The following is an 18501-nucleotide window of genomic DNA, read 5'->3' as shown; positions in this document are numbered from 1 at the left end:
CACGGCGCAGGCGTGCGCCTACACGCAGGTGAAGCCGATCAGCAAGTGGGTGGGGCTGCCCGTCTTCGACCCGGCCAAGGCCGCCGAGCCCTACACCGCACGGCTGCGCACCACCCAGGGCACGATCGCGTTCGCGGCGCTGACGGACAAGGCGCCCTGCACGACCTACTCGTTCCGCTTCCTGGCCGAGCGCGGCTTCTTCGACAAGACGCACTGCCACCGCTCCACGACCCAGCGGATCTTCGTCCTGCAGTGCGGCGACCCCACCGGCACCGGCAGCGGGGCGCCCGGCTACCAGTTCCCGGACGAGAACCTGGAGGGCGCCACCTACCCGGCCGGCACGGTGGCGATGGCGAACGCCGGCCCCGACACCAACGGCAGCCAGTTCTTCTTCACCTGGAAGGACACCAAGCTTTCACCCGCCTACACCCCGTTCGGCCGGGTCACCGAGGGCCTGGACGTGCTGCGCCGCATCGGCGAGGCGGGCAACGACGAGCAGAACAACCCGGGCGACGGCTACCCGACCCGCTACACCGGATTCCACAAGGTCCAGATCGGCCGCGGCTAGCCGTTCCGTCCCCTGAGCTGGGGACGCAGCCGACGGAAGGTTCGCCGCCGAGTGCGAATGAGCCGCAGTGGTGATCGCAGGCCTGGAGCCACTGCGGAAGCGCTCGGCGGCGAAGCACGCCTGTGCGCGCAGCCGCCGGAAGTGTTGCTGAGTTCGTGTTCCCTGCTCCGCGCTCAGGTGAGACGCCAGACTTCGGGGAGTCCCGCGGCGGAGCCGTGGGCCGTGTAGTCGTGGACGACGTCCAGGTAGCCGGCCATGCGGGCCTGCCATGCGACGTTGGCCGGGAGGTTCTCGAGGGCGGCCAGGAGGCCGGCGTAGTCGTCGCAGTCGATGACGTGGAAGAGGTCCAGGCCGCTGCGCCAGATCGTCCAGTCGTGGGCTCCGGCTGCGCGGATGGCTTCGACGAGCTCGGACGGGACCTCGCGGTGGGCCGCCTCGTAGGCCTCCTCAGTGCCGGGCTTGAGGCGGGTGTGCAGCGCTACGCGCATGTACTCCTCCATCTGGTGGTCCAGGCTTCCGCCGTTCTCGGTCATCCGATGCCTCCCGCTGTCGCGGGCATCCTGCCACGACGCGAGTGATCAGACCAATCGAGCGAAGTAACAGCTTCGTCACGGCCCTTGCCCCTGGCTGGGGTCGAAATGGTCTGATGAATCGCGAGAGATCCGATGAGTTGAAGGAGCCTGGGTGAAGTTGCTGCGCGTGGGCCCGGCGGGTGCCGAGCGGCCCGCGACTCTGACCGAGGACGGGACGCTCCTCGACCTGTCCGAGATCACCGATGACATCGACGGCGCCTTCCTGGCGAGCGGCGGTCTGGAGCGCACACGCCGCGCCATTGACGTGGGAGGACTGCCGGTGCTCGACGGGACCGAGCGGGTCGGTGCGCCGCTGGCGCGGCCGCCCAAGGTCGTGTGCGTCGGGCTCAACTACCGCGACCACGCCGAGGAGACCGGCGCGGAACTTCCGGCCGAGCCGGTGGTCTTCATGAAGGCCGCCAACACGGTGGTCGGACCACGCGATCAGGTGATGATCCCGCGTGGCAGCGTGAAGACCGACTACGAGGTGGAGCTGGCGGTGGTGCTGGGCGGCCGGGCCCGGTACCTGGACTCGCCCGCCCAGGCGCGTGAGCTGATTGCCGGTTACGCGATCAGCAACGACGTGTCCGAGCGGGCGTTCCAGCTGGAACGCGGCGGCACCTGGGACAAGGGCAAGTCGTGTGAGACGTTCAATCCGCTCGGCCCCTGGCTGGTGACCGCCGACGAGATCCCCGACCCGCAGAACCTCGCGCTCCGGCTCTGGGTGAACGGTGGGCTCCGCCAGGACGGCTCCACCAAGGACATGGTCTTCGGCGTCGACCACATCATCTGGTACCTGAGCCAGTTCATGGTCCTGGACCCCGGTGACGTGATCAACACCGGCACTCCGGCAGGCGTGGCGCTCGGCCGGCCCGGCGAGCCCTACCTTCGGGCCGGGGACGTCGTGGAGCTGGAGATCGAAGGGCTCGGGCGCCAGCGTCAGGCGGTGGCATGAAGATCCTCTCGCTGGAAGCCCATGACGTGCGGTTCCCGACCTCCCGGGAGTTGGACGGCTCGGACGCGATGAACCCCGACCCCGACTACTCGGCCGCGTATGTGATCCTGCGCGCCGACGAGGGGCTGGAGGGCCACGGGTTCTGCTTCACGATCGGCCGGGGCAACGAGGTCTGCGTCGCCGCGATCAACGCCCACGCGCCGCTGGTGGAGGGCGTCGACCTGGACCTGGACGACCTGGGGGGCTTCGCCCGGCGGCTGCTGCACGACTCGCAGCTGCGGTGGCTCGGGCCGGAGAAGGGCGCGGTGCACATGGCCGCCGCGGCGATCATCAACGCCGCGTTCGACCTGGCCGGGAAGGTCGCGGGCAAGCCGGTCTGGCGGCTGCTGGCCGAGATGGCGCCCGAGCAGATCGTCGACCTGGTCGACTGGCGGTACCTCACCGACGCGCTCACCCCCGCGCGGGCGCTCGACCTGCTCCAGGACGCGGTCCCAGGACGCGATGCCCGCACGAGGGACCTGCTGGAACACGGTTACCCCGCCTACACCACCACGCCCGGCTGGCTCGGCTACGACGACGCGAAGCTCGTCCGGCTGTCCCGTGAGGCGGTCGCCGAGGGCTTCACCCAGATCAAGCTCAAGGTGGGCGCGGACCAGGCCGACGACGTGCGCCGGATGCGGCTGGCCCGGGAGGCGGTCGGCCCGGACGTGCGCATCGCGATCGACGCGAACCAGCGCTGGGACGTGGGTCCCGCGATCGAGTGGACGCGGGCGCTCGGGCCGTTCGCCCCGTACTGGATCGAGGAGCCGACCAGCCCGGACGACGTCCTCGGGCACGCGGCGATCCGCCGGGGTGTCGCGCCGGTCAAGGTCGCCACCGGCGAGCACATCGCCAACCGGGTCATGGCCAAGCAGATGCTCCAGGCCGGGGCGCTCGACGTCCTGCAGATCGACGCCTGCCGGGTCGCCGGGGTCACCGAGAACGTGGCGATCCTGCTGCTGGCCGCCGCCTACGGCGTGCCCGTCTGCCCGCACGCGGGCGGCGTCGGGCTCTGCGAGGCCGTCCAGCACCTGTCGATGTTCGACTACGTCGCGGTCAGCGGCAGCACCGAAGGCCGGGTCATCGAGTACGTCGACCACCTGCACGAACACTTCGAGGACCCGGTCCGGATCGTGAACGGCCACTACGTGGCGCCGGCCGCGCCCGGCATGTCCACCCGCATGCGGACGGCCAGCCTCTCGTCCTACGCCCATCCCGACGGCAGTGCCTGGAGGAGCTGAGATGGAGTTCGACGGAATCAGGGCCCTGGTCACCGGCGGCGCGTCCGGCATCGGCCTGGCGACGGCCCGGCTGCTGGCCGAGCGCGGCGCGAAGGTGGCCTGCCTGGACCTGAACGAGGCGCCCGCGCCCTTGGTCACCGTCAAGGCCGACGTGACCGAGGACGCCTCGGTCCGGACCGCGGTGGCCGACGCGGCCAGCCGCCTCGGCGGCCTGGACGTCGTGGTCAACAACGCCGGGATCGGCGCGCAGGGCACGATCGAGGCCGACGACGACGCCGAATGGCACCGCGTCTTCGACGTCAACGTCGTCGGGATGGTGCGGGTGAGCCGGGCCGCGCTGCCCTACCTGCGCGCGTCGGAGCACGCGGCGATCGTCAACACCTGCTCGATAGCCGCGACCGCCGGGCTGCCCGAACGGGCGCTCTACTCGGCGACCAAGGGCGCGGTGCTCTCCCTGACCCTGGCCATGGCCGCCGACCACCTGCGGGAGGGCATCCGCGTCAACTGCGTCAACCCCGGCACGGCCGACACCCCCTGGATCGGCCGCCTGCTGGCCAGGGCGGACGACCCGGAGGCCGAACGCGCCGCGCTCGAGGCCCGCCAGCCGTCCGGGCGGCTGGTCTCACCCGAGGAGGTCGCCGCGGCGATCGCCCACCTCGCCTCGCCCCTGGCCTCCGCCACCACCGGCATCGCCGTCGCCGTCGACGGCGGCATGCAGGGCCTCCGGCTTCGGCCCCGAACCTGATCCACCGCCGCACGGACTTCCGAGGAGGAGTCAACGATGATCAGCACCAAGATTCTGGCGGCCACCGCCGCGGCGCTGTCGGCCGTCGTCCTGGCCGGGTGCGGCAGCACCACCGACACCAAGGGCGGGAGCGGCGGCGGCGTCAAGAAGGGCAAGGTCGGCGTGGGCCTGCCTCTGCTGACCTCGCCGTTCTGGCAGTCCTACAACAACTACGTGCCGCAGATGGCCAAGCAGGAGGGCGTGAGCATCCTGCCGACGGTCAACTCCAACTCCGACCCGACGCAGCAGATCACCGACATCAACAACCTGCTCAACCAGAACGTCGCCGGGCTGGTGGTCGCGCCGCTGGACAGCGCCGCGATCGTCGCCGGGCTCAACCAGGCCGAACGCAAGGGCGTCCCGGTCGTCGCGGTCGACGTCGCGCCCGACAAGGGCAAGGTCGCCATGGTCGTGCGCGCCGACAACGTCGCCTACGGCGAGAAGGCCTGCAAGTACCTCGGCGACAAGATCAAGTCGGGCAAGGTCGTGCAGATCCAGGGGGACCTGGCCTCGGTCAACGGACGCGACCGGTCGACCGCGTTCCGCAACTGCATGAAGTCCGGATATCCGCAGATCAAGGTGCTGGAGATCCCGGCCGAGTGGAAGTCGGAGAAGGCGGCGTCCGGACTCGACAGCCTCCTGAACGCCAACCCCGACCTCAAGGGCATCTACATGCAGGCCGGCGGCGTGTACCTGGCGCCGACCCTGCAGGCGCTCAGGAGCAAGGGCATGCTGCACAGCGCCGGCGACCCCAAGCACATCGCGATCGTGTCGAACGACGGCATCCCGCAGGAGTTCGACGCGATCCGCAAGGGCGAGATCGACGCGACCGTGTCGCAGCCCGCCGACGCCTACGCCAAGTGGGGCATGTACTACGTCAAGGCCGCGATGGAGGGGAAGACCTTCCAGCCCGGCAAGACCGACCACGACAGCGAGATCGTCAAGCTGCCCAGCGGGATCCTCGAGGACCAGCTGCCCGCGCCGCTCGTCACCAAGGACAACGTGGACGACAAGGCGCTGTGGGGCAACACGGTGGGACGATGACCTCCGCCGAACCACTCGACGACCCCGTCCCGCCGCTCGCCGAAGCCAGCGGCATCACCAAACGTTTCGGCTCGACGGTCGCCCTGGCCGACGCGCGGCTCACCGTCGACCCCGGCGAGTCGCACGCGCTGGTCGGACGGAACGGGGCGGGCAAGTCCACGCTCGTCAACGTCCTCACCGGGATCTTCCCGCCGGACACCGGTGAGGTCCGCTTCGACGGCGAGCCCGCCCCGTCCCCGGGCGACCGCGACGGCTGGCGGTCCAAGGTCGCCTGCGTCTACCAGAAGTCGACGATCATCCCGGAGCTCACGGTCGCCGAGAACCTCTTCGTCAACCGGCAGCCCGGGCGGCGGGGCGTCATCTCGTGGCGGCGCATGCGGCGTGAGGCGGCCGAGCTGCTGGAGACCTGGGACGTCCAGGTCGACCCCGCGGTCCCGGCGCGCGAGCTGAACGTCCAGGACCGGCAGTTCGTGGAGATCGCGCGGGCCCTGTCGTTCGGGGCGCGGTTCATCATCCTGGACGAGCCGACCGCCCAGCTCGACAGCGCCGAGATCGAGCGGCTCTTCACCCGGATGCGGTCCCTGCAGAAGTCCGGGGTGACCTTCCTGTTCATCTCCCACCACCTCCAGGAGGTGTACGAGGTCTGCCAGACCGTCACCGTCTTCCGCGACGCCCGGTGGATCACCACCCGGCCGGTGGCCGACCTGCCGCAGGCCGCGCTGGTGGAGGCGATGACCGGGGAGGCGGCCGACCTCGGCCGCAGCACCGGCCGCCGCGAACCGGTCACCACGCAGGTGCGGCTGGAGGTCAAGGGACTGTCGGACGGCGCGTACGAGGACGTCGACCTGGACGTCCGGCGCGGCGAGGTCGTCGGGCTGGCGGGGTCCTCGGCGAGCGGCAAGATCGAGCTCGCCGAGACGCTGGTCGGACTGCGCAGACCCCGCTCCGGAACCGCGACGATGGACGGCGCGCCGCTGCCGTTCGGCGACGTCCGACGGGCGATGTCCGCAGGAATCGGATTCGTCCCACGTGACCGGCACCGGCAGGGCCTGGTCGCGGGGTTGCCGGTGGGGGAGAACGCGACGATGACGGTCGCGGACAAGCTCGGCCCGTACGGCATGGTCAGACCGAGGCGGCTGCGCGCGGTCGCCGCCAAGGCGATCGCCGACCTGGACATCAAGACCCAGGGGCCGGACCAGCCCGTGAACGGCCTGTCGGGCGGCAATCAGCAGAAGGTCGTCATGGCCCGCGCCCTCGCCATCGACCCGAAGCTGCTGATCCTGATCAACCCGTCGGCCGGGGTGGACGTGAAGTCCAAGGAGGCGCTGCTCGGCATCGTGGACGAGATCCGCGCCCAGGGCACCTCCGTGATCGTCGTCTCCGACGAACTGGACGACCTGCGCCCCTGCGACCGGGTGCTGGTCTTCCTCCACGGCCGGATCACCGCCGAGCACTCCGCCGGCTGGAACGACCACGACCTGGTCGCATCGATCGAAGGGGTCTCCTGATGACCGAGGCCATGGCCAAGCCCCGAGCCGCGGCGGGGGACCGCGCCGGATCCGGTGCGATGCTGCGCAGGCTGCGCGAGTTCACACTCGTCCCCGCGCTGATCGCGCTGGTCGTCCTCGGCGCGGTCGTGAACGACAGCTTCCTGACCGAACGCAACATCATCAGCATCCTGGGAGCCTCGGCCGCGCTCGCCCTGGTGGTGCTGGCGGAGTCGCTGATCCTCATCACCGGCAAGATCGACCTGTCGCTGGAGTCGACCGTCGGCATCGCGCCCGGACTCGGGGCGCTGCTGGTCATTCCCGCCGCGTCGGCGGGCTTCGGCACCAAGTGGCCCGCCTGGCTGGGGATCCTCGCCATCTTCGTGGTGGGCGGCGCGATCGGCGCGTTCAACGGCTTCCTATCGGTGAAGCTGCGGCTCAACGCCTTCATCGTGTCGCTGGCCATGCTCATCGTGCTGCGGGGCCTGCTGACCGGTGCGACGGAGGGCAAGACGCTCTTCGACATGCCGTCGTCGTTCTTCTCCATCGCGACCACCACGTTCCTGAAACTGCCGATGTCGGTGTGGCTGGCCGTCGCGTGCTTCGCCGCGGCCGGATTCGTCCTGCGCTACCACCGGCTCGGACGGTCGCTGTACGCCATCGGGGGCAACCCGGAGGCGGCGCGGGCGGCGGGCATCCGGGTGGAGCGCGTGACCTGGGCCGTCTACACCATCGCCGGTGTGCTCGCCGCCGCGGCCGGGCTCTGCCTGACCGGCTACGTGGGCGCGATCAACGCCAACCAGGGCCAGAACATGATCTTCACCGTGATGGCCGCGGCCGTCATCGGCGGGATCTCGATGAACGGCGGCAAGGGCACCATGACCGGCGCGATCACCGGCGTGCTGCTGCTCGGCGTGGTCGACAACCTGCTGACGCTCGCCCAGGTCGCGTCGTTCTGGAAGCAGGCCATCTACGGTGCGATCATCCTCTTCGCGCTGGTCGTCTCCAGGGTGACGTCCGGGCAGGCACAGGAGTGACGACCATGGACGTGGACGAACGGCGGACCCTCGGACGGTCCGGCGTGCCGGTCACCGCGCTGTCGTTCGGCAGCGCGGCCATCGGCGGCCTGTACGAGCCGGTCGCCGGCGGCGCGCGGACCGTGCGGTCCGCCCTCGACCACGGGATGCGCTATCTCGACACCGCTCCCCACTACGGCGCCGGGACGGCCGAACGCGCCCTGGGCGCGGCGCTCGAGGACACACCGAGGGAGACGTACACGATCTCCACCAAGGTCGGCCGGCTGCTGCGACCGCGGCGGCCCGGGGAACGACCCGACGACGCCGGGTTCCCCGGAGAGCCTCCCCGCAAGCGGGAGTGGGACTTCAGCGCGGACGGGATCCGCAGGTCGCTGGAGGCGTCCCTGGAACGGCTGAACCTCGAACAGGTGGACATCGTCTACCTGCACGACCCGGACGACCACGAGGAGCAGGTCTACGCCGAGGCCTACCCGGCGCTGGCGCGGCTACGGGACGAGGGCGTCGTCCGGGCCATCGGCGCCGGGATGAACCAGGCGGAGATGCTCACCCGCTTCGTTCAGCGGCTGGACCTGGACGTGGTGCTGTGCGCCGGGCGCCACACGCTGCTCGACCGCTCGGCGGAGGCCGAACTGCTGCCCGCGTGCCTCGAGAGGGGCACGTCCGTGGTCATCGGCGGCGTCTTCAACTCCGGTGTTCTTGCTGGTGGGACGACCTATGACTACGCCCCCGCCCCTGCCGAGACGCTCGAACGGGTCGAACGGCTACGGGAGATATGCGCGCGCCACGAGGTGCCCCTACGGGCTGCCGCGATGCGGTTCCCGTTCGAACATCCGGCGGTCGTGAGCGTGTTGACCGGCTGCCGGACGCCGACCGAGGTGGAGGACAACACGACGTTGTTCAGGTGGGACATCCCACCGGCACTCTGGACGGAGCTGAACGGCCCATGCTGATCGACGCGCACCACCACCTGTGGGACACCGCCACCAGGGACTATCCGTGGATGGACGGGCCGTGGGCCGATCCGATCCGCGGCCGGTTCGACCTCGCCCGCTACACCGGGCTGGCGGCGGACCACGAGGTGACCGGTTCAATCGTCGTCCAGGCCCTGCACAGCCTGGACGAGACGCGCGAGCTGCTCGGCGTCGCGGCCGCAGGCCCGGTCGAAGGCGTGGTCGGCTGGATCGACCTGACCGCCCCGGACGTGGCCGACACCATCGCCGGACTGTCCGGGCCACTGGTCGGCGTCCGGCACCAGGCCCAGGACGAACCCGATCCGAACTGGCTGACGCGGGCGGACGTCCGCCGTGGGCTGCGCGCCGTGGGCGAGGCGGGCCTGGTGTTCGACCTGCTCGTCAAACCGCCACAGGCGGACGCGGCGCTGGCCATAGCGAGGGCGTGTCCGGACCTGAGGTTCGTGCTCGATCACGCAGGCAAACCTGACATCGCCGGTGGGGTCTGGGAGCCATGGGCGTCGTGGATCACGGCCTTGGCGGCGCTGCCCAACGTCGCGGTGAAACTGTCGGGCCTGGTCACCGAGGCCGGACGGGACTGGAAACCGTCCGATGTCCTGCCCTACGCACGGCACGTGATCGACGCGTTCGGGCCGGCTCGCGTGATGTTCGGCTCCGACTGGCCGGTCGCGACCCTGGCCACCGGCTACGGCGTGGTGCTCGACATCGCGGAGCGGGCAGCCGAAGGGCTGAGCGAAACCGAGCACGCCCAGCTATTCGGCGGGACGGCCTGCCGGGTCTATGGCATCGGGACGTAAGGAGGCTCGCTCGTCCTCGGCCCCGCCGCGAGACGGAGGGGCGGGGCGCTGCGCGTCAGGACTCGTCCTCCTCGGCACGGGCGCGGGCCCAGCCCTCGACGGCGCCGATATGGATGGCGGCGGCGGTGCGGGCGGCCTCCGGGTCACGCTCGGTCAGTGCCCGGTAGATGGCCTCGTGCTCGCGGAACGTCCGGGCGAAGACGTGCTCCTCCTCATAACCGCGCCAGACGCGGGCGCGGAACGTGCGGTTGTTCAGCCCGCCCAGGATCGCCGACAGGACGGGATTGCCCGCCGCCTCGGTGATGATGCGGTGGAACTCCATGTCGTGGCCGACGATCTCCTCCGCGGTCGTCCCGCGCTCCATCGCCCGCATCTCGGCGCGCAACCGGGCCAGGCCCTCCTCGGTGATGCGCGCGGCGGCCGTGGACGCGGCGGCCGGCTCGAGGATCTTGCGGACCTGGACGAGGTGCACCAGCGTCTCGCCGCGCGAGATCTCCGCGACGGCGCCGAACGTCTCCAGCAGGTCGCTGGGTTCCAACTGCGTCACGTACACCCCGGCGCCGTGCCTGGCCTCCAGGACGCCGAGCACGGTGAGCGCCCGGATGGCCTCGCGCATCGAGCTGCGCGAAAGCCCCAGCTCGGCCGCGAGGTCGCGCTCGGTCGGAAGCCGCTGTCCCGGGAGCAGGTCGCCCGAGGCCAGCTTGGCCTTGATCTGCTCGATCGCCCGCTGGGTCACGGTCGTCCTGGGCGTGCTCTCTTCGGCCACACCGTCTCCTGTCTCCCCGTCGGCATCGTGACGCGGCATCGTGGTCAGACCAATTTGTCTCCTAGAGGCATCGTAACGAGACTTGCCACGTATTTTTCCCTTCAATGCTCCAATATCGGCCCGAGAGATCCGATGACTTCAGTCCGGTGGGAGGGGGAGGGCGGATCAGTCGTTCAGCAGCTCGTCGCGCACCGGAATCCAGTTCAGGGCGGAGCGGATGCCGTCCTCCAGGGACAGCTTCGGTGTCCAGCCCAGCAGCTCGGCCGCGCGGTCGCTCTTGGTGTAGCCGCCGGCGACATCACCGGGCCGCGGATCGGCGTCGATCGTTGCCAGGGGCGGGCTGACGACGCGATTGAACGCCGCGCACAACTCCCGGACCGTGGTGCCGGAGCCGGTGCCGAGGTTGATCGCGATCGAGCGCCTCGTCCCCGCGAGGATGGAGTCGAAGCGCTCGATCGCCGCGATATGGGCCGCGGCGAGGTCCCAGACGTGCACGTAGTCCCGGATGCCCGAACCGTCGCGCGTCGGATAGTTCGTCCCCGTGATCGGGAACGGACGGCCCTCCTGGTGTGCCTGGATGAGCACCCCCAGGGCATGACTGGGTCGCTTGAGCTGGAGTCCGGTACGCAGCTCGGGGTCGGCTCCGACCGGGTTGAAGTAGCGGAGTGACAGCACCCGCATGTGCCCGGCGGCGGCGATGTCGGCGAACATCTCCTCGCACACGGCCTTGGTCCGCGCGTAGGGGCTCTGCGGCGCCGGCGGCGAGTCCTCGTTGACGGGCGAGCCGTCCTCGGCCTGGTAGATGGAGCCCGAGCTGCTGAAGATGACGCGGTCGCAGCCGTTGCGGTGCAGGTGCCCGACGAAGGCCAGGCTCTTGGCCACGTTCGCCTCGTAGTAGCCGATCGGGTCCGCGACCGACTCCGGCACCACGATCAGCGCCGCGCAGTGCACCACGGCGGAGATGCCGGGGTGTTCGGAGAAGACCCGGTCGACCAGTGTGCCGTCCGCGATGTCGCCCTCGTAGAAGGCGCGTCCTTCGGTGAACTCGCGGCGGCCCCGGACAAGGTTGTCGAGGATCACGGGGGTGATGCCCGCGTCCAGGCAGGCCGAGGCGACGGTACTGCCGATGTAACCGGCTCCACCAGCGATGAGGACCTTCACCACAGCACCTTCTCGGCCTTGTTCGAACCCGGCGGACGACAGGCAGCAAGGCTAGCGGGGAGGGCCGCCGCCGGAACCGGGATCGGCCCTCACGAACGGTGGGCTGACGCACGGGCGCTCCTCCCACCAGAAGAAGAGGCGCGTTGGTAGCGTCGAGGGGATGCCGTGTCCGCCGGCACGGTGACTCGTTCGATGACCGGGAGAGACCTGATGTCCCCGACGATCCGCAGGGCCGTGATCCCCGCCGCCGGGCTGGGCTCTCGCTTGCTGCCGCTGACCAAGGCCATTCCGAAGGAGATGCTCCCGGTCGGCGACAAGCCGGTGATCGAGCACACCGTGCGCGAACTGGTGGACTCCGGCATCACCGACATCACCATCGTCGTCTCCGGCGGCAAGTCCCTCATCCAGGACCATTTCCGGCCCAACCCCGCTCTGGTCGCGCAGCTGCGCGCCGATGGCAAGACGGCTTACGCGGACGCGGTCGAGGAGGTTGCCGAGCTCGCCCGCCAGGGCCACATCACCTATCTCGACCAGCACGGCCCGTACGGCAACGGCACCCCGGTGCTCAATGCCGCCCGGTCGTTCGGCGACGAGCCTGTGCTGGTGCTGTGGCCCGACGACGTGTTCGTGGCCGAGGTGCCCCGGGCCCAGCAGCTGATCCGCGCCTACGAGCAGACGGGCTGTCCGGTGCTGGCCCTCATGCACATGGACCCCGGCGACTCCCAGCGCTACGGCGTGCCGATCGTCAAGGACGACCTCGGCGGAGGCCTGCTGCGCATCACCGGCCTGGTCGAGAAGCCGGCCCCGGCCGATGCGCCGTCCTCCTACGCGGCGATCGGCGGCTACGTCGTCACCCCCGGCGTCATCGACGAACTGGGCGAGCAGACACGGCGCTGGTACGAGGCCGAGAAGGCGGGCCGGCCGGTGGGCGAGGTCTACCTGACCGATGCCATCAACGCCTACGCCGCCACCAGGGAGGTGTACGGGCAGCTCATCCAGGGCCGTTGGTACGACACCGGCAACCCGGCCGACTACCTCGTCGCCCAGATGGCCCACGCCCTAGCCCACCCCGAATACGGCCCCATCCTGCGCGGCCTCGTGGACGAACTTGACGACCACCGCCCCGACACCGACACCACCACAACGCACTGATCCTGCCGCTGCCCTGGCGTGGACTGCCTGGACGAACGCACCGGCACCAAGGCCATGGTTCGTCGGCAGCCACGCCATGAGGTGAGGCAGGGCCACAGCCCGATGGTCGCCAACAGCATGCCCCGCGCATATCCCAATCAGCAGCAGGTGATGGCCGGACCGACGCCCTTCGCCGGCTGGGCGAACCGCTCCTGGCCCGCCGTCGATGAGAGAACTACACCTACACCTCGATCACCTGAGCAGGGTCTTCCGCCGGGTCACCGGCCGCACGATCACCGCATACCGCAACGACCTGCGAGTGCGCGCGGTGCTGGAAGACCTGGCCCAAGGCCGCGGCACCCCACTCGCCGAACTCGCCGCCGAATACGGGTTCGCCGACCACGCCCACCTGACCCGGACCATCCGCCGCCACCTGGGCGACTGCCCATCGTCTCTGCGAGAGAAACTGAACGCCGACGCCCACGGAGCAGCTGCCGGGTCGTAGCGCTCTATCGCTACGTCGCTGCCCCGACAGGGCGTGGTCCTGAGCTCGGCGCATGACCGACCCCGCCCTGGGTTCGGTGAGTGCTCGTCGCAGTGCCCCCAGGGCTCCTGTGCCTTTGTCGTTCGGGTGATAGGGCGGTGGTCTGCGGGGACAGGGAGGTCTGCGGGGCGGGTGGGTTATCGGTGGGGGATCGCTCGGTGAGGATGGCCCTCATGCCGGATTTCACGCCGAAGTTCCGTAACTACGTGGAGGACGTCCTTGACGGGCTGTCCGACGTGCCTGGACGGGAGGTCGTGGTCAGCGGGGATCGCCGCATCACCGCCGACGAGTTCCGAAGCATGGTGTACCGGACGGCGCGGGCCCTCCGGTCGTGCGGCGTCGGCCGCGGGACGACCGTGACGCTGCTGTGCGGCAACCTGCCGGAGACGATGGCCGTCCGCTACGCCGTCAATCTGCTGGGCGGCTACTACAACCACCTGTACAACCGGCTCGCCGCGGACGTGCAGGCCAAGATGATCCGCGACGTGGAGACCTACGCGCTCATCGTCGATCCGCGTCTGGCCGCCCGCGCCGCCGAACTCGTCGAGGCGGTGCCGGTGGAGCGCGTCCTGCTGCTGGGCCCGGTCACCGAGGACGCCCCGGCGCTCGGCGAGGACCTGCTGGCCATCGCCGAGCGGCAGTCGGACGAGCCGCTGCCCAGCTCCGCACGGCCCGGCGACCTGTGCTTCATCCGGCATTCCGGTGGGACGACCGGGCACCCCAAGGGCATCCGCAGCACCTTCGGGCGGATGCAGGGCCTCAGGCTGCTGGGGGAGGTCTTCGAGCGCGCCGACGCGCCGCGCGACCTGGTCTGCACACCGTTGTCGCACGCGGGCGGGTTCATCGCCGACAGCACGCTCGCGAACGGCGGCACCGTGGTGCTGCACTACGGCTTCGACCCCGGCGAGATCCTCGCGACGATCGAGCGCGAGCGGATCACCAACATGTGGGTGCTGCCACCGCTGCTGTACCAGGTGCTGGACCATCCGGACGCCGACCGCGCCGACACCTCCAGCCTCAGACAGGTCACCTACGGCGGCACCCCGTCCTCGCCGGTCCGGATCGCCGACGCCGTCCGCCGCTTCGGACGCGTCTTCCGGCACGGCTACGGGCAGTTCGAGGTGGGCTTGATCAGTCTGCTGCCCGCCGATGAGCACGACCCCGACCGCCTCGACGTCCTGCGCACCGCCGGACGCGTGCTTCCGGGCGTCCGGGTCGAGATCCGCGACCCCGACGGCAAAGCACTGCCGCCCGGTTCCCTCGGCGAGATCTGCGTCCAGGCCGAGTACGTCATGGAGGGGTACTGGAAAGACCCCGAGCTGACCGCGCAGGTCCTGCGGGACGGCTGGGTGCACACCGGCGACGTCGGACGCCTGGACGAGGACGGCCGCCTCACCGTCGTCGACCGCATCAAGGACATGATCGCGGTGGTCGGCGGCCATGTTTACACCACCGAGCTGGAGGAGTTCCTCAACACCCATCCCGGCGTGCGGCAGAGCGCCGTCTACGGGGTCAAGGGCGAGGGCGGCCACGAACGCGTCCACGCGACCCTCGTCCTCGAGGCCGGGTCCGAGACCACCGCCGACGACCTGCGCGCCTGGGTCGAGCGCGGACTCGGCGCCATGTACGTCCCGGACCGCGTCGACTTCACCGACGCCCTGCCGCTCACCGGCGTCGGCAAGCCGGACAAGAAGGAGCTCCGCCGACAGGCCGAAGCGGCCGGGTGACGACGCCGACGAACGTGGACCTGCGCGCGATGGTCGAGGCAGGGCGGAGCCTTCGCCCTGGCCTCGACCATCGCGTTCAGCGTCACATCGGCCCGTCTACTCGGTGCGGATGCCCTCGGGACGCGTCAGCCGGACCAGCGTCGGCAGGCTGAGCGCCGTCACCAGCAGCACGACGGCCGCGCCGATTCCCGAGATCCCGAGGACCGCCGTCCAGTCGAACCGGAACGGACGGCCGACCATGGCGAGCAGCGCCCCGCCGAACGCGGTGCCCGCCACGGCCGCCAAGGCCAGGCCCAGGAACACCGGCAGCAAGCTCTGCCAGAGGACCGACCGGGTCAGGACGGCGCGCTGCGTGCCGTGCGCCGCCAGCACCGCGAGCAGTCTGCGCCGCTCACGCATCTGCTCCAGGATGCCCACCAGCAGGCTCGTCCCGATCAGCGTCAGCGTCGCGACGGTGCCGATGAGCAGGCCGCGCTTGACGTTGGCGAACTTCCGGCTCTGGTCGGTCGCCTGGAGGTCGCTCACGAGCGCCACGGGATCGATCGACGTCGCAGTGTTGCGGACGTGCTCGTAGACGTCGGGGCCGCTGGATCCGTCCACCTTGAGGTACACGACGGTCTCGGCGCTGACGGGCCGCTTCCCGGCCCATGCCTTGGGCGTGAGGAACAGGCCGTGCGCCGTGAAGCCGCGCGGGTCCTCATGGGACGTCACACTCCGCGCCTTGGCGGGCACCGTCCACACAGTCCCGCCGTGGACGCGGAACCGCTGGCCCGCATGCGGGACCAGGGCGCCCGCGTCCGCCCGCGGGTCGCGCACGACGAAGACGTCCCCGTCCTTGCAGCGTGGGACGTCGGCCAGCGCTCGCAACGCGGCACAGTCGCCGAACTGCAACGAGGTCAGCTGGTCGGACGCGCCGGTGGGTGAGACCTCGACGGTGTCGTAGGCGACCACGTCGCGCACTCCCGCCGTCCTGGCGAACCGTGCCTTGACGACGTCCCGCCCAGGCCCACCCGGGCTGAACGTCATGTACGTCGTGGCGCGGCTCGGATCCTGACCGGTCGGCTTGGTGTAGTCGGCGGCGATCCCGGCGAACATCATCTGGAGCGCAATGAACCCGGCCGCCGCCACCGCGACGCCGTTCACCGCCCGCGCCGACGTCCCGCTGTCGACCTGGAGCCGCCGCACGGCGAGCTGCCATGAGACCGGCCCGCCGCGCAGACCACGGACGACCAGGCCGATCAGCCAGGGCAGCAGTGCCGTGACCCCGAGGAGCAACAGGACGGCCCCCGCGATCACCCGGATCTGGCCGGTTCCCCCGTTCCAGTCGCGCACACCGCCTCCGGCCAGCGGGTACAACAGCGCCAGCCCGGCGACCGGCAGGAGCAGCCGCCACCAGATCCGGCGGCGCACCGGCTCCGACCGGCGGACGACGCCCAGCGGCTCGATCACGACGCCGCGCAGCGCGAGGACGCTGACCGCCACCGCGACGGCGGCCACGGCCGGGATGATGAGCGCCGCCAGCGCCGGGGCCGGACGGACGTCACCGGCGAACACGCTGATGTCCCACAGCGTGATCCGCTCGATCAGCGGCCGCGCGAGCAGGAAGACCCCCAGGCCCGTCCCGATGCCCAGTCCGGCTCCGACCAGCGCTTCGCCCGCGGCGATCCGCCGGATCATGGCGGAGTCCGCCCCGGCCAGGCGCAGCGCGGCCAGCCGCCGGTCCCTGCGCTCGCCGCCGAACCGGACGGCCGCGGCCACGAACACCGCGATCGGCGCGAGCAGCACCACGATCCCGATGATGCTGAGCAGCAGCAGCACCGGGTCGAGCCCTTCGTGCCGGCCGCCCGCCCCGAAGTGGTCGATGCGCCGTCCCGCGGGCCCCCGGTCGGCACTCAGCCGGTCGCTTCCCAGGTAGACGGCACGGTCGGCGGGACCGATCAGTCCCTCCGGCGCGATCGTCCCGATGATCTTCCGGTCGAAGCGGGGCCGGAGAAGCTCCCCCTCCCTCGATGCCAGCAGGCGGGCCAACGCGGGGGAGACCACCATCTCGCCCGGCCCCGGCAGCCGGGCGACACCCGGTGGCAGCGGCGGCCGCGACCCCTCGGCCTGAACGGCCAGGCCGTGGATCGGCTCGCCCCGGAACTCCGAGTCGGCACTCCCGACGAGCAGGGTGTCCTTGTCCTTGGCGAGCTCCGCGCCGACGCTCGCCACCCGCCGGTCGCCTCGCTCACTGCGGGCCTGCAACATGGTCGGCACCGCGGCCCCGACCAGCAGCAACGCCACGCCGAGCCCCACGCCCACGGCCGTCATGGCGGCACGCAGCCAGCCGTCCCGTCCGCCCGAGAACAGCAGCCGCGCCCCGAGCCCGACGTCCCGCGTCCACCGGACCGCAACGTTCCCGCTCATGCCACCGCACGCATGTCACGACTGCGCCCGTCCCGGACGATCACCTCGCGGTCGGCATAGGCGGCGACCCGCGCCTCGTGCGTGACCAGCACGACGGCCGCGCCGGTCTGCCTGGCGGCCTGGGTGAACAGCGTCATGACCAGCTCGCCGTTCATCGAGTCGAGGGCGCCGGTCGGCTCGTCCGCGAAGACCACCCTGGGGCCGGTGACCAGCGCCCGCGCGACCGCGACGCGTTGCCCCTGCCCGCCCGACACCTCGCCGGGCCGCTTGCTGGCCAGGTCCGCCACGTCCACCCGGGAGAGCCACTCGGCGGCCCGCCGCTCCGCCTCCTTGCGCCGGACGCCTTCCAGCCGCAACGGCAGTGCCACGTTCTCGGCACATGTCAGTTCGGGCACGAGCTGCCCGAACTGGAACACGAACCCGAACTCGGTGCGCCGCAAGGCACTCCGCTCGCGATCGGACATGGCCAGCAGGTCGCGCCCCGCGAACGTGAGCCGACCCGAATCGGGTCGGACGATCCCCGCCAGGCAATGCAGAAGCGTCGACTTCCCAGACCCGGACGGCCCCATCACCGCCACGACCTCCCCGGCCGCGACGTCCATGGACGCCCCGTCCAGCGCGGGCGTGACACCGAAGCTCTTCCGGAGTTCGGATCCCTCCAGCAGCGCGGCGCTCATGCCCGCCCCCCGACCCGCTCGCCGAGCTGCCCCAGCCGCGCCGCCGTCAGCTCCAGCCAACGAAGATCGGCCTCGAGGTGGAACAACGCGTGGTCGCAGATGAGCTGGTCGACCAGGTCCCCGTCGGCCTTCCGGCGGGTGAGCTCCCGCATCACCCGCAGATGCTCGGTCCGCTGGACGTCCAGGATCTCCCCGGCGTCCCGCGAGGTGAGCAGCGCGAGGACGACCTTGGCGTACAGAGTGCTCTGCAGGTAGGACGAGGCCTCCTCGGGCTTCCCCAGCCACTGCTCCACGTCCGCGACCCCCGCCTCGGTGATCGCGTACCGCTTGCGCTCCGGCCCCTCGCCGGGCTCGACCCCCTCGACCTCGACGAGCCCGTTCTTGAGCAGCCGCGACAACGTCGCGTAGACCTGCCCGTAGTGCAGCGGACGATCCCGCCCGAACTGCTCGTCGTAGGCCCGCTTGAGGTCGTATCCATGCTGGGGGCGGGACTCCAGAAGTCCCAGCAAAGTCTGTCCGATAGCCACGGGCAGGGACTATACATCACATGTATACACACTATGCATAGGCAGGTCGCGCCGCCTTTCCGGTGGA

Annotated in this window: 18 protein-coding genes; 12 read left to right on the top strand and 6 right to left on the bottom strand. The window is 70.8% G+C overall.

Features of this window, described 5'->3' with window-relative positions; all coding sequences use genetic code 11:
• Positions 1 to 28 precede the first annotated feature (28 nt).
• The gene (locus AB0L06_RS08695) at positions 29 to 568 is read left to right on the top strand and encodes a peptidylprolyl isomerase (protein ID WP_500230322.1); all 540 of its coding nucleotides are present in this window, start codon (positions 29 to 31) and stop codon (positions 566 to 568) included.
• A 173-nt stretch (positions 569 to 741) separates the two neighbouring features.
• Here the strand turns inward: AB0L06_RS08695 and AB0L06_RS08690 are convergent, their stop codons facing one another.
• Positions 742 to 1101 (bottom strand): L-rhamnose mutarotase, encoded by a 360-nt coding sequence (locus tag AB0L06_RS08690; RefSeq protein ID WP_500230321.1) that lies wholly within the window; start codon positions 1099 to 1101, stop codon positions 742 to 744.
• A gap of 151 nt (positions 1102 to 1252) precedes the next feature.
• On the opposite strand from AB0L06_RS08690, the gene AB0L06_RS08685 reads away from it, so the two are divergent.
• The 8 genes from AB0L06_RS08685 to AB0L06_RS08650 are packed head-to-tail and all read left to right on the top strand — an operon-like array spanning position 1253 to position 9495.
• On the top strand, positions 1253 to 2095 hold the full coding sequence (locus AB0L06_RS08685) for a fumarylacetoacetate hydrolase family protein (protein ID WP_500230320.1): 843 nt from the start codon (positions 1253 to 1255) through the stop codon (positions 2093 to 2095).
• The gene (locus AB0L06_RS08680; protein ID WP_500230319.1) at positions 2092 to 3375 is read left to right on the top strand and encodes an enolase C-terminal domain-like protein; all 1284 of its coding nucleotides are present in this window, start codon (positions 2092 to 2094) and stop codon (positions 3373 to 3375) included. The genes AB0L06_RS08685 and AB0L06_RS08680 overlap by 4 nt, the downstream gene beginning before the upstream one ends.
• A 1-nt stretch (position 3376) precedes the next feature.
• Positions 3377 to 4120: an SDR family NAD(P)-dependent oxidoreductase gene (locus AB0L06_RS08675; RefSeq protein WP_500230318.1), complete on the top strand. Its 744-nt coding sequence runs from the start codon at positions 3377 to 3379 to the stop codon at positions 4118 to 4120.
• Between the two features lie 36 nt (positions 4121 to 4156).
• Positions 4157 to 5203, top strand: coding sequence for a sugar ABC transporter substrate-binding protein (locus AB0L06_RS08670; protein ID WP_500230317.1), 1047 nt, complete (start codon positions 4157 to 4159; stop codon positions 5201 to 5203).
• The gene (locus AB0L06_RS08665) at positions 5200 to 6711 is read left to right on the top strand and encodes a sugar ABC transporter ATP-binding protein (protein ID WP_500230316.1); all 1512 of its coding nucleotides are present in this window, start codon (positions 5200 to 5202) and stop codon (positions 6709 to 6711) included. Before AB0L06_RS08670 ends, AB0L06_RS08665 begins: the two co-directional genes overlap by 4 nt.
• Entirely contained in the window at positions 6711 to 7727 is a 1017-nt protein-coding gene (locus AB0L06_RS08660) for an ABC transporter permease (RefSeq protein ID WP_500230315.1), read from the top strand. The genes AB0L06_RS08665 and AB0L06_RS08660 overlap by 1 nt, the downstream gene beginning before the upstream one ends.
• Before the next feature lie 5 nt (positions 7728 to 7732).
• Positions 7733 to 8677, top strand: a complete 945-nt coding sequence (locus AB0L06_RS08655) for an aldo/keto reductase (protein WP_500230314.1) — start codon at positions 7733 to 7735, stop codon at positions 8675 to 8677.
• Positions 8671 to 9495, top strand: a complete 825-nt coding sequence (locus AB0L06_RS08650) for an amidohydrolase family protein (RefSeq protein WP_500230313.1) — start codon at positions 8671 to 8673, stop codon at positions 9493 to 9495. The genes AB0L06_RS08655 and AB0L06_RS08650 overlap by 7 nt, the downstream gene beginning before the upstream one ends.
• A 55-nt stretch (positions 9496 to 9550) precedes the next feature.
• On the opposite strand, the gene AB0L06_RS08645 is transcribed toward AB0L06_RS08650, so the two are convergent.
• Together AB0L06_RS08645 and galE are read right to left on the bottom strand one after the other, a co-directional pair.
• Positions 9551 to 10261, bottom strand: coding sequence for a FadR/GntR family transcriptional regulator (locus AB0L06_RS08645; RefSeq protein ID WP_500230312.1), 711 nt, complete (start codon positions 10259 to 10261; stop codon positions 9551 to 9553).
• A gap of 165 nt (positions 10262 to 10426) precedes the next feature.
• The gene (galE, locus tag AB0L06_RS08640) at positions 10427 to 11422 is read right to left on the bottom strand and encodes a UDP-glucose 4-epimerase GalE (RefSeq protein WP_500230311.1); all 996 of its coding nucleotides are present in this window, start codon (positions 11420 to 11422) and stop codon (positions 10427 to 10429) included.
• Between the two features lie 210 nt (positions 11423 to 11632).
• Between galE and AB0L06_RS08635 the strand changes: the two genes are divergently transcribed.
• From AB0L06_RS08635 to AB0L06_RS08625, 3 genes are all read left to right on the top strand, one after another.
• Positions 11633 to 12574 (top strand): UTP--glucose-1-phosphate uridylyltransferase, encoded by a 942-nt coding sequence (locus tag AB0L06_RS08635; RefSeq protein WP_500230310.1) that lies wholly within the window; start codon positions 11633 to 11635, stop codon positions 12572 to 12574.
• 205 nt (positions 12575 to 12779) lie between these two features.
• Positions 12780 to 13058 (top strand): helix-turn-helix domain-containing protein, encoded by a 279-nt coding sequence (locus tag AB0L06_RS08630; protein ID WP_500230309.1) that lies wholly within the window; start codon positions 12780 to 12782, stop codon positions 13056 to 13058.
• Between the two features lie 212 nt (positions 13059 to 13270).
• Complete coding sequence (locus tag AB0L06_RS08625) at positions 13271 to 14824, top strand: AMP-binding protein (protein WP_500230308.1); 1554 nt, start codon at positions 13271 to 13273, stop codon at positions 14822 to 14824.
• A 96-nt stretch (positions 14825 to 14920) separates the two neighbouring features.
• Here the strand turns inward: AB0L06_RS08625 and AB0L06_RS08620 are convergent, their stop codons facing one another.
• From AB0L06_RS08620 to AB0L06_RS08610, 3 genes are read right to left on the bottom strand one after another with little or no spacing between them, the layout of a single operon-like run.
• Positions 14921 to 17230 (bottom strand): FtsX-like permease family protein, encoded by a 2310-nt coding sequence (locus AB0L06_RS08620; protein WP_500230307.1) that lies wholly within the window; start codon positions 17228 to 17230, stop codon positions 14921 to 14923.
• Positions 17227 to 17907, bottom strand: a complete 681-nt coding sequence (locus AB0L06_RS08615) for an ABC transporter ATP-binding protein (RefSeq protein ID WP_500230306.1) — start codon at positions 17905 to 17907, stop codon at positions 17227 to 17229. Before AB0L06_RS08615 ends, AB0L06_RS08620 begins: the two co-directional genes overlap by 4 nt.
• Positions 17904 to 18434, bottom strand: coding sequence for a PadR family transcriptional regulator (locus tag AB0L06_RS08610; RefSeq protein ID WP_500230305.1), 531 nt, complete (start codon positions 18432 to 18434; stop codon positions 17904 to 17906). The genes AB0L06_RS08615 and AB0L06_RS08610 overlap by 4 nt, the downstream gene beginning before the upstream one ends.
• Positions 18435 to 18501: the final 67 nt, after the last annotated feature.

The organism is Spirillospora sp. NPDC052269 (assembly GCF_040679435.1).
Taxonomy (GTDB): domain Bacteria; phylum Actinomycetota; class Actinomycetes; order Streptosporangiales; family Streptosporangiaceae; genus Spirillospora.
The sequence above is the reverse complement of the archived record's forward strand: the minus strand, read 5'-3'. Positions and strand labels throughout refer to the sequence as shown.

Bases quoted from the DNA above. Each gene is read 5' to 3' on its own strand.
- AB0L06_RS08690 (WP_500230321.1), bottom strand. From the start codon at position 1,101: ATGACCGAGAACGGCGGAAGCCTGGACCACCAGATGGAGGAGTACATG.
- AB0L06_RS08680 (WP_500230319.1), top strand. From the start codon at position 2,092: ATGAAGATCCTCTCGCTGGAAGCCCATGACGTGCGGTTCCCGACCTCC.
- AB0L06_RS08675 (WP_500230318.1), top strand. From the start codon at position 3,377: ATGGAGTTCGACGGAATCAGGGCCCTGGTCACCGGCGGCGCGTCCGGC.
- AB0L06_RS08670 (WP_500230317.1), top strand. From the start codon at position 4,157: ATGATCAGCACCAAGATTCTGGCGGCCACCGCCGCGGCGCTGTCGGCC.
- AB0L06_RS08665 (WP_500230316.1), top strand. From the start codon at position 5,200: ATGACCTCCGCCGAACCACTCGACGACCCCGTCCCGCCGCTCGCCGAA.
- AB0L06_RS08660 (WP_500230315.1), top strand. From the start codon at position 6,711: ATGACCGAGGCCATGGCCAAGCCCCGAGCCGCGGCGGGGGACCGCGCC.
- AB0L06_RS08655 (WP_500230314.1), top strand. From the start codon at position 7,733: ATGGACGTGGACGAACGGCGGACCCTCGGACGGTCCGGCGTGCCGGTC.
- AB0L06_RS08650 (WP_500230313.1), top strand. From the start codon at position 8,671: ATGCTGATCGACGCGCACCACCACCTGTGGGACACCGCCACCAGGGAC.
- AB0L06_RS08635 (WP_500230310.1), top strand. From the start codon at position 11,633: ATGTCCCCGACGATCCGCAGGGCCGTGATCCCCGCCGCCGGGCTGGGC.
- AB0L06_RS08630 (WP_500230309.1), top strand. From the start codon at position 12,780: ATGAGAGAACTACACCTACACCTCGATCACCTGAGCAGGGTCTTCCGC.
- AB0L06_RS08625 (WP_500230308.1), top strand. From the start codon at position 13,271: ATGCCGGATTTCACGCCGAAGTTCCGTAACTACGTGGAGGACGTCCTT.
- AB0L06_RS08620 (WP_500230307.1), bottom strand. From the start codon at position 17,230: ATGAGCGGGAACGTTGCGGTCCGGTGGACGCGGGACGTCGGGCTCGGG.
- AB0L06_RS08615 (WP_500230306.1), bottom strand. From the start codon at position 17,907: ATGAGCGCCGCGCTGCTGGAGGGATCCGAACTCCGGAAGAGCTTCGGT.